Raw genomic sequence first — 10,730 nt, 5'->3', positions numbered from 1 at the left:
TCGAGTCACCGGCCGCCACCACAGAGGTGGCCGTGACCTTCTCGATCTGTAAGGCCGGCGCTGGGGTAGTGACCACCACTGGCGAGGTGTCAGAATCAGAGAGCCAGTTATTGTTCTCATCCTGACCGTCGACTGTGGCCTCATTGACGTATTGACCTGAATCCTCGATGGTCGAGGCGGCGGTTATCTGAATCTGTCGTTCTTCTCCCTGAGCCAGACTGCTGATGGTCCAGGTAACCAGCGTGTCTCCGGTCAGGCTGGCCTCGGTCGGCTCGCTGCTGACATATTCCAGCCCGGCTGGGATGGTGTCTGTTATCGTAATATTGTCGATCACCTGATTGCCGTAATTGGCAATGGTCAGGATGTAGGTGATGGAGTCACCGGCTTCGACTACTGAGGTAGCGGTTATCTTCTCGATCTGTAAGGCCGGCGCTGGGGTAGTGACCACCACTGGCGAGGTGTCAGAATCAGAGAGCCAGTTATTATTCTCATCCTGACCGTCGACTGTGGCCTCATTGACGTATTGACCTGAATCCTCGATGGTCGAGGCGGCGGTTATCTGAATCTGTCGTTCTTCTCCCTGGGCCAAAGAGGCAATGGTCCAGGTAACCAGTGTGTCTCCGGTCAGGCTGGCCTCGGTCGGCTCGCTGCTGACATACTCTAAGCCGGCCGGGATGGTGTCGGTGACCGTGATATTGTCGATCACCTGGTTGCCGTAATTGGCGATAGTCAGGAGATAGGTGATGGAGTCACCGGCTTCGACTACCGAGGTAGCCGTTACCTTCTCAATCTGCAGGTTTGGAGTCGGCGTAAGGACAACCACGCTGGTGCTGTCGCTGGCCTGCTCAACTGAATCGCCATAGATGTCAAGGGCATCTGCCGTAGCCTGATTAGCCAGACTCCCTGAAGCACTAATATCACTAACTCCGGTGACTTGAATTTGTCTTGATTCTCCAGGATGAAGGGTATCCGGCAGGTCGGCTGAGGTAGTGAAGTTCCATATTAGAACGGTGTCACCACTGTTGGGACTATTGGTGGCAGCCGGAACAGAGAGATAGCTTGGATCATAAGTTATGCCTGAGGGGAAGCTGTCTCTTACAACAATGCTATCAAGGTCCGAGGTGCCGGTATTAGTCACCGTCAGGATGTAACTGGCCGGGTCTCCAGCATTGACTACCGGTGTGGTAGAGACCTTCTGAATCTGAATAGGGGCAGCCGGGAGTTGAGCGGAGGTTCTTAAAGTGAGCGAATCATATAAAGTCTCGAAGAAAGTGCCATTGTCCTTATCCCAATAACTCAGGGAGACATAGTTGGTGAAGAGCTTGCCCAGAGGAACAGTGTCGTTAAGTTGGACAGTAACGGTAAAGTAGCCCACCGTAAATGCACCTACAGAAAAGGTCTCTGAGGAGACATCAGGCCAGGTGTAGACCTGTCCGATATTGGTGTGAGCATAACCGGAATTGTCTTCGATATAAGTCACATCGTCAGGGAGGGTATCGGTAATGACTATTTTAGCTACACCAGAGCCCGTGTTTTCATAGCGGATAGTGTAGCTGAAGGTCTCGCCTGGCTGAAGGGTGCAAGTAGTGCCCGGATAACATGAGGCATGTTTGTTTACATCCAAGATGACGGCTCGCTCCACGAGGGTATTGGAAGTAGCCACTGGTGTAGCAATATCATGGACTAAAATGGCCTCGTTATGAAGAATGGTCTGGTCAGGTGTCGTTTCTGAGACAAGGACATCAACGGTAACCACTCGGCTGCTCTGATGGTGGATAGTACCAATAAGCCAATAGACAGTGTGAGTAGAGGCATTATATATCCCGCCATCACTGGCAGTTACGAAAGAAACCCCAGACGGCAAGGTATCAGTCAGGGTCAGATTAGAGAGAGAGTCAGAGGAGTCATTTACTATAGTGAGGGTAAAGGTAATCGCATCTCCTGGGGAAGCTGTGGCTGGCGCAGATTTTTCCAGATCAAGGATATAAACCTGGAAGGTTTCAGTATCAGAGATTTGCTCTCTGGGGTTGCCATTATCATCACGATGATCAAGGACAGCTATATTGCTTATCCCGCCTACGGGGGCAGAAATGATGGTGGCCTGCCAGTAGACTGAGGCGGTTTCTCCTGGATCAAGCCAGCCCGGATTACCTACACTCCCATGCTCAATGAATTCGTTGGCAAAGGTGATGACACTTCCATCCCAGCTACCGCCAGAGATATATTGAAGCCCATCAGGCGGGGTGTCGGTAATAACTATATCGTAAGCGGTGCTGGAGCCGGTGTTACCATAGTCAATTCTAAAGGTTATGGCATTACCAACCGAGGGAACCTCAGGTGGTGCCGGATTGATCAGGTGTTTTTCTACCCAGACATAGGGGGCTTCGACATCAATGCTTACGGCACCGGTATTTACTACGTCAGGGCAGCAGCTATCAGCCGCCGTCAGATTACCGGCCTCATTGATGATGTCTGTCTCATTAGGCATATCAGGCTCAGAAGGGTTGTCACCATAGAGATCATGTAAAACCGTAGCATAGAGGGTCACCGTAGCTGTTCCCCCGCCAGAAAGGATTCTGGCGATGGTCCACTGACAATTACCGCCATTATATCCTCCGGTATGACCGCCAAAGGTATCACCAGCAGAATGGGATTCAGTGGTATAGTGGAGGTAATCACTCAGGGTATCGATCACGACTACATTTCTGGCCTCACCGTCACCGCTATTGGTGAGGGTAATGATGTAAGCCACCGTGTCGCCAGGGACAAGCCAGGTATTGGTTGAATCACGAGCGGTGGTGTTGGCATCCACCGCTGATTTGGTGATAGAGAGATTGGGGTTTAATTTCTGGATATTAGCCGAGGTATTGGTAAAACCATAAGTGTTCGCACCATCACAGGGATGCATCTGGATGCCCACCTTGTTTTGTGAAAATTCAGGAAAGTCATTACAGCTTAAGGAAAATGGGTTCTCTATTTTGAAGGTAAGGGAGATAATATCCTGTGGGTCAAAATCGTAGGGTATGGTCCAGACCAGGGTTTGGGTATCACCGGTGGCTCCACTGCCAGTAGTATCCGGGTCTGAAGTAACGGTTGACTCTCCAGTCCAGGTGATTTGAGTCGAACCAGAGACATAAGTTATCCCTTGAGGTAAGGTATCGGTGATAGTGATCGGGGCATAACCGGTGATGCTTTCATTATTTGTCTCCACCGGGCTAAGATTGGTAAAGGTAATGACAAAGGTGTCCGCGTCACTTCCATCATGGAGGGTACAGACCTGGATTCCTGAAGGCAGGGTCTGGACAATGGAGATATCCGTGTCCTTCAAGACCCAATTAGGAGTAGAGAGATCAATATCACTATTGACTTCGCAATCCAAGGTCATAGGATCAAACAGATTAGCACATCCGGTTCTGACTGAAACCGTGTTGGCCTCATCCGTGGGGATACAACTTATGGTACTGGAGATATTAATATCAAAGGTGCCTCCACCACTGGCAATAGGTTGGTTGATTACCCAGGTGAGCACCGTATCCCCACCTATCACCTGTTCGGTTGTCCAGGAAGGAACGGCCGAATAAGAAGTAACATATTCCGGCAGGGTATCAGTGACAATGGTGCGGTCGGTGGCGGCGTTTCCGGTGTTGGTTAATCTGAGGGTCCAGGTATTGGGGCCTTCGGCATCAAAGGTGGCCGGGATTTTATCAACCGAGATATTGGGCATTCCTGGAGCATCAGGCACATTAGCTGAGCTCGGCCCGGCAGCCGGCAGCGAATATATGTCGTTAAAGCAAGTATAAGCCGTGAACCGCACCTGGTTAGAGCCGCCAGCAAAGTTACAGCTACTGCCGACATTAAAGGTTAAGGTAATGGTCTCTCCCGGGGCTAAGTGAAAAGTTCCGGGTAGTGTCCAGCTTAAGAGTCCTGTGGTTGCCTGGGTCGGGCTGTCAGTGGCCGTGATTGGGGTAGAGACGCCGGTAGAATCAACATGGATAATAGAAACTGTCTCGATATAGAACAACTCGACCGGTAGGGTATCGGCCAAAACAATCGGTCCATACGCGGTTATATCGCCAATAAGTTCTTTGTTCGCAAAAGCTAAGGTAAAGGCACCGGTATCACAATACCCGAACGTAGGCACGGTTTGCGTAATCGCAAAATCTTCTGGATGATGCTCAGCTACCTGCCAGTAGGGAGTCGAGGAATCAGATTCAACCTCTGCTTCACACACATCTTTGATTACTGTGGTATCATACGCGTCAGGACAGCCGGTCACTACCTGGACCACATTCGGGGTGGTCGAATCATTGCAGGCTACATCGCCGGTTAAAGTAAAGGTTAGCGGAGAGCCATTTATTATTGGCGAATCCGTTACCCATTTTATAACCTCACCCGGGGCGCCAGTTGGTGGAGTAATCCAGTTCAAGCTATGTCCGCTGGTAACAGAGTAACTATTGTAAGTGGCAAAATCCGGCAAGGTATCAATAATGATGCTGCGGCTGGTTGGGGTGCTGCTATTGGTGACGGTAATAGTCCATGCAACCGTATCTTCCGCGGCAAAATAGGTGGTATCTTTACTGAACTTATCTACCGATAAATCCGGCGGGGTATTATCGCCTGTAACTGTTTGAGTATCAGGACCATCCACAGGCAGTGAATAGAATTCAGGTGGAGTAAGACAGTTGTAAAGAGTAAGTGAGGTATAATTCGTCCCGCCGTTAAAATCACAGTCAGTCTGCACTACCAGATCAATCTTCAGTTTATCGCCGGCGTCAAGATTAGTCCCTGAGGGAAGGGTCCAACTAATAATCGGGGCAGAGGTGTCGATTGAATTAGGGGCAACTGAGGTCCAGCCGCTGCCAGTATCGTGGCTCACAGTGGAACTGACATATTCCAGGCCGGTCGGCAAGGTATCATAGATAGTAATAGCTCCTTGGCCATCAACCTCATCATTATTTTCAAATAATAACACCCAGGCAGCCTCGGTATCACAGAAGACAGGGTCTTCCAGGGTTTGAGTGACACTGAAGCTGTCTGAATCCACTTCCCCAATATTCCAATAGGGGTCAGCCTCATCAGAATCAGAGGCAGTATCAACAAGACATCTCAGATCAGTATCTCCGTCACCTTTACACCCGGTCGTAGCTTCTACTATATTCTCCTCATTAGCATAAGCCGCTTCAGGACAGTTATTCATATTGGCGGTGAGGGTAAAATTATAAGACCCGCCCACCGCGATGCTGCTGTCCGGTTGATCAAGAACCCAGGTAACTACAGTCCAGGTTCCGGAACTATCTACACTGTAAGGCCCTTCACTTGAGCTTGAAAATCCCATATACCTGGGGAGGGTGTCAACCACCACCACCCGATCGGTGACCGTGTCTCCATTGTTAGAAATACTAATAGTCCATGTCCTGCTTGAGCCGACTCGAGCAGGGAAGGGATCGAGGGGGCTGGACGGCGTCTTGGTAACCGAGATGTCAGGTTCTCCCGGATCAGGGACACTGGCTGTGTCCGGACCATTCAGGGGAATGGTGTAGAGTGTCCCCACACAGTTGTAAAGGCTAAGTGAGGTGGAATTTGTCCCCCCGCTAAAGCCACAGGCAGCCCGCACCACCAGGTCAACCTGTAGGCTTTCCCCGGCCAAAAGATCAACGGATGAAGGCAAAGTCCACTTAATAGTCTGGGTAGAGGTGTCTATTGAAGTGGGGGTAACTGTCCCCTGGGTGCTGTGGGTCAGGGTGGAACTGACATATTCCACATTAGCCGGTAAGGTATCATAAACCGTGACAGTATCATAGCCATCAACCTGGTCATTGTTTTCAAATAATAACACCCAGGTAACCGTATCACAGAAGATGGTGGGGTTAATGGTTTGGGTGACACTGAAGCTGTCTGAATTAACTTCCCCAATGTTCCAATAGGGGGTAGAATAATCGGATGACTTGGAGATATCAATGATACACTCAAGGTCACTTGCTCCGGCCCCCTCACATCCGACCACCGCTGTTACCACATTGGAGTCATTAGCCTCAGACCCCGCGGGACAGGCCGCCATATCACCGGTGGCGGTAAAGGTATAAGGGTTGCCGGGATTAATGGCGCTGTCCGGTCGATCAAGGACCCAGGTAATTACATCACGGCCGCCAATAGTTATTGTATCGTAAGGGGTTATACTTGAAGTTACGTAGGACATATAGACAGGCATGGTATCGGTGACCACGATCCGATCGGTGACACCATTTCCCTGGTTGAAAAGTCTGATGGTCCATGTGGTAGAGCCGAGGCGGCCAGGGAAGGTATCGGTAGTCTTGTCTACGGTTAAATCCGGCTTATTACCCGCCAGATACTGGCCATAGGCGCTAACTGGGCCGGCCTGACCACAAGGCTTAAGATAAGATGCCTCTGGCAATAATTGGGTGGTTGTAAAGTCACAGGCTATATTTATATCAAAATCAATAGTTATTGTATCTCCTGAGGCCAGATCCTCAATCCCCCAGGTGGAAAGATCCCAGACGAGACCAACTCCCGGGATAATGGTTGGATCATGGGCAGGTGGGGAAGCCACCACAGAGCCATTTTTAGTGATAACAGCGCTTCCGGTATCATAGTCCAGTTGGCCAGGGATAAAAGGAGCGGTGGTGATGACATCGTAGTCATAGGTCTGGCCGTCATTACGGATGATCAACTGGAAGGACTGCGTATCACAAAGAGTCACGGCGCTAACTGTAGGTACGGTCTGAAGTCTCAGATAGAGTGAGGCCTCCCGGAAGACAACCTGAGTGACCACAGGCGTGGCGGCTTCCTGCTCGCAGGCCTCACCGGTTGGATAACAACTCCAGGAGGCATTGATTATACGGTTTTCCAAATCTCCAGCCTGGCAGGAATCAACCTCGGCGGTAAAGCGGATCTGCCAGTTACTGCTAGCTGGTATCTCGTGGATACGAATATGCAGCTCGTGTGATCCGACCGCTAAGGTATCATAGGCATCGGCGGCCGCCGGCGAACCGGTCTCGTCAATAATTTCATAAGTCATATTAGAGTAGCCGCTGCCCAGGGTGTCATAGATGTCCACATTCTGGATAGCCCCGGAGCCGTTATTGTAGACATAAACCGTCCAACTGGCGGTATCAGCCATGATGTTGATAGGGTCAGGATTGACCATGAGGAAGAGATTGCCTGGATTAAGAGTAACCGTCATGCTATCTGTATCCGCCGCGCAAATGTCATCGTAAACCCCATCATCATTACACCAGTCATCATAATAGACATTAGCCGACAGCCCGGCTGAGGTGGTGCAGAATCTTTCCACATCAAAGGTGATAGTGGCCGTAGTCACGCCTGAGGTGTCAGAGAAGAGATCAGCGTAATTAAAGTATACCCCGCCCGTGGTAGGAGCAGTATCTGACGGGGAGACATTCCCGCCATAAGTATAGTCAGAGATAACCTGGTAATCACCAAATTGGAGCAATATTCGGGTATCATAGGCCCCTTGATTAGCATTATTATCCCAGGCAGTGATGGTGACGGTAGCCGTATCACACTCAGTCATAGTGTGGTCGGAGACAGTGAGGTCCAGCTCAGGATTGGATAGGGTGAGATAGGTGGTTTCTTCAATATAGGGATCTTCTGAATAACAATTGCCACCCAGGATTGCTCCTACATCGAGGGTTGACCAGTCATAGAAGGAATATGAACCACCACAGCCTGGTGAAGAGGTATCAGTGGCCTGCATCTGATAGGTGATGGTCATAGTACAACTTTTGATCGAAACAGCATCGCAAGTAGCCGGAAAATCAAAATAATATCTGTAGGTAACCATTCCACGCGCTAAGGTGGTATCACTAAGGTCCTGGCCAGAACCAAGGTTGCAGATACCACCCACCGAATCTTCAATGACAATATCGAGGGTTCCCGGGACAGGGACCATACTGTCGGCCCCCTCTTCATAAAAAATCATATCACTCCAGTTAATGGCCTCCCACGTATCACTGTTACTAAAGGCATAGGTATTGGTAAAAGTTAGGGGTGAACATTTCTGGAAGTTATTGGCGGAGGAGACGGTTTTATCTGAGGTGAGGAGATACTGAGCTTCCAGGGCGATGGTGTGGTCGGCTTGATCAGAGAGGAAACAGCCGCAGCAATCAGTCAGAGAAGCCAAGACGGTATTGGTGGCAAAGGTCTGGGAGTAGGTATCGCACTCATCATAGGAGGGAGATTGAAGCTGGATGGTCTTTTGCCATATAGGAGAATCAGCCGGGTCGTATATCCAGGTAATAATCCCTGAGGTGCTGGTATCTCCTCCAGCCGCGTCAAGGACCGTGAAACCGTCAGGATAAGTATCGGTTACAGTGACGTTACCCACCGGGCTGGGGCAAGTGTCCGGGCCAGTGTAAGTGACCGTCAGGGTATAGTTGATTATCTCCTCCAGATCCATCTCAATGCCTTGGTCAGCCGTTTTGGTTACGGTAAGGGTAGATTGAGGGGTAGTAGAGATATTAGATGAGGCCGAATTACTTAGGGGCTGATTACAGCCATTGTAATAGTTGGCGGCCCAATTCACTGGGCCTGATGGCTGGGTGCTGCACCAGGTATCAGGGGGGGCAGCGTCAAAGGTGATTTCAACCGTATCTCCGGAATCAAGATCGGGCAAGACAAAGGTCTCGGTGTCCGGGTAATAGGTTCCGGAAGGGGAAATGGTCATCCCGCTAAGGCTTAAGGAGGAAAGTCCAGAGCCGACCAAGGTGACATTACGGGCATAACTGCCACCGGTATTGGTAATAGTAAAATTATAACCGGTAATATTATAACAGTAACTGAAGTTAAAATCAGGCGGCGTAAAGGACAGATTAGGATTCGACTGGACATCAAGGGTGACGGTGGCCACCGCCGTGACATCGGTCGGCTGGCAGTCATTGTTGGCATCACATCCCCAGGTAGCGGAGACATTGTTGGAAAGCCCGGCACAGCCCACCAGAGTCTTGAAGGTCAGGCCGACCGTATTGCCGGCATCGATAGAGGCCAGGCCGGATTCCTGAGCCCTGGTCCAGACCAGATTGTTTGGCAGTCCGGAGGTGTCGGCCGTGGAGCTGCCAGCCACATAAGTCAGACCTGCACCGAGGGTATCCGTGACCTCAACATTAACTAAGGGAGCCGTATCCCCCTCGCTGGAAATCGTAATCAGCCAGGTGATTTCATCCCCTGGCGAGGCAGTAGGCGAAGAGGTAGGCGTAATAGGGCTGCCGTTGATCTCAATGGCTTCCTTGGTCAAACTTAAACTCGCCTGGTTAACGGTTATATTAACTGATTGGAAATTGCTCCCGTTCTGGTCGTCACCGGTAAGATCAAGGGCGGTAGGACAATCTCCCACTCGAAAGTAAGTCCTGAAGAATATTTGACTCGCTTCCGGACTATTACAATTTGGGGTAAGGGTAAAGACCAGAGTTCGGGTATCACCCGAGGCTATGTCCCAGACAGCATTATTATCATTTCCCCCATAATTCCAGATCCAGTCACCAGGGACGCTGGTTGTATCCGGCTCAGCGGCATACCCAGTGGGATTGTCATTAGAGATAATTTTGGCATTGCCGGAGACATAACTGAATCCGGTCGGCAGGGTGTCAATAACGATGACTACATCGTAAGCCGCTACCTGGCCGGAGTTGAGAAAGGTGAGTCCGAATTCGCCATCGGTCTGACAGACATTAAGCGAAGAGGGGGGGCTCCATTCTGTAGATGGATTGGGCGGAAAAGCCAGGTTAGGCAGCCGAAAATCAGCGGTGGGGGTGAGGGCCTTATAAGTATATCTGATTTGATTAGCGGCATCAAAGGGATCGACCGAGATGATACCATTGTTACTTCCGGTGTCACAACCGGAGGCGGCATAGTAATAGCAAGAAGGGATAGAGTTTCTGTAGGTACCGGTACTCACTTCGTTTAATATCACGGTTTCCGTATCAATTGTGTCTGAAGAATCATAACTATAAAGGGTAATAGCAATAGTATCATAACCCGGCAAATCTTCAACCTCCAGATAAACCGTCTCACAGACCTGATAAAGAATTGTCTCCACCCAGCTTGAATCAGTAAATCTGGCCTCTGGTTGAGGATCGCTGTTGATATCTGTGTAGGAGTTATTGCTCAAATTCGGGTCTGAGCCATCGTCGGTAATGATGACGGTGTTGGTGATTTGTGTCCCTTGGGGCAGGGGAGAATCGACGACCACCGTCATGGTGACTGTACCTGAGTCACCTGCCTCAAGGCTGCCAATATCCCAGGTGACCAGGCCACCGGCTTCACTCCCTCCACCCGTGGCCGAGACAAAGGTGGTGTAGGCCGGAACGGTGTCGGTGATGACCACGCTTACCGCTCCAGTATCGCCGATATTCTCATAGGTGATGGTATAAACCAGGGTCTGACCCGGCCAGGCCTTACTCACACCATCCGTCTTGGTGATACTCAAATCCGGTTGGACCGTCACCGTGGTGGTATCTGTTTGGGAGTTATTGGTCATATCCGAGTCTGAGCCATCGTCGGTAATAGTGGCGGTATTGACGATATTGGTTGTCCCGGCGGGCAGGGTATCATTGACCACCACGGTCAGGGTGACCTGATGGGGGCCGTCTGGTTCCAGGGTGCCGATGTTCCAGGTGACTACCCCACCGGCATAGCTTCCTCCGCCAGTGTTTGAGACATAGGTGGTGTTCGTGGGGATGGTGTCGGTGACGACC

The 10,730-nt window shown here is 50.5% G+C and carries 1 protein-coding gene; it reads right to left on the bottom strand.

Annotated features, from left to right (window positions below; genetic code table 11):
* Positions 1–10,730, bottom strand: a 10,730-nt coding sequence (locus AB1797_00305) for a hypothetical protein (GenBank protein MEW5766056.1), incomplete at both ends; no start/stop codon positions are given.

This window comes from bacterium (genome assembly GCA_040753085.1).
GTDB lineage: Bacteria > UBA9089 > JASEGY01 > JASEGY01 > JASEGY01 > JASEGY01.
Note: the sequence above shows the minus strand (reverse complement) of the source record. Positions and strands in the feature narration are given on the sequence as shown.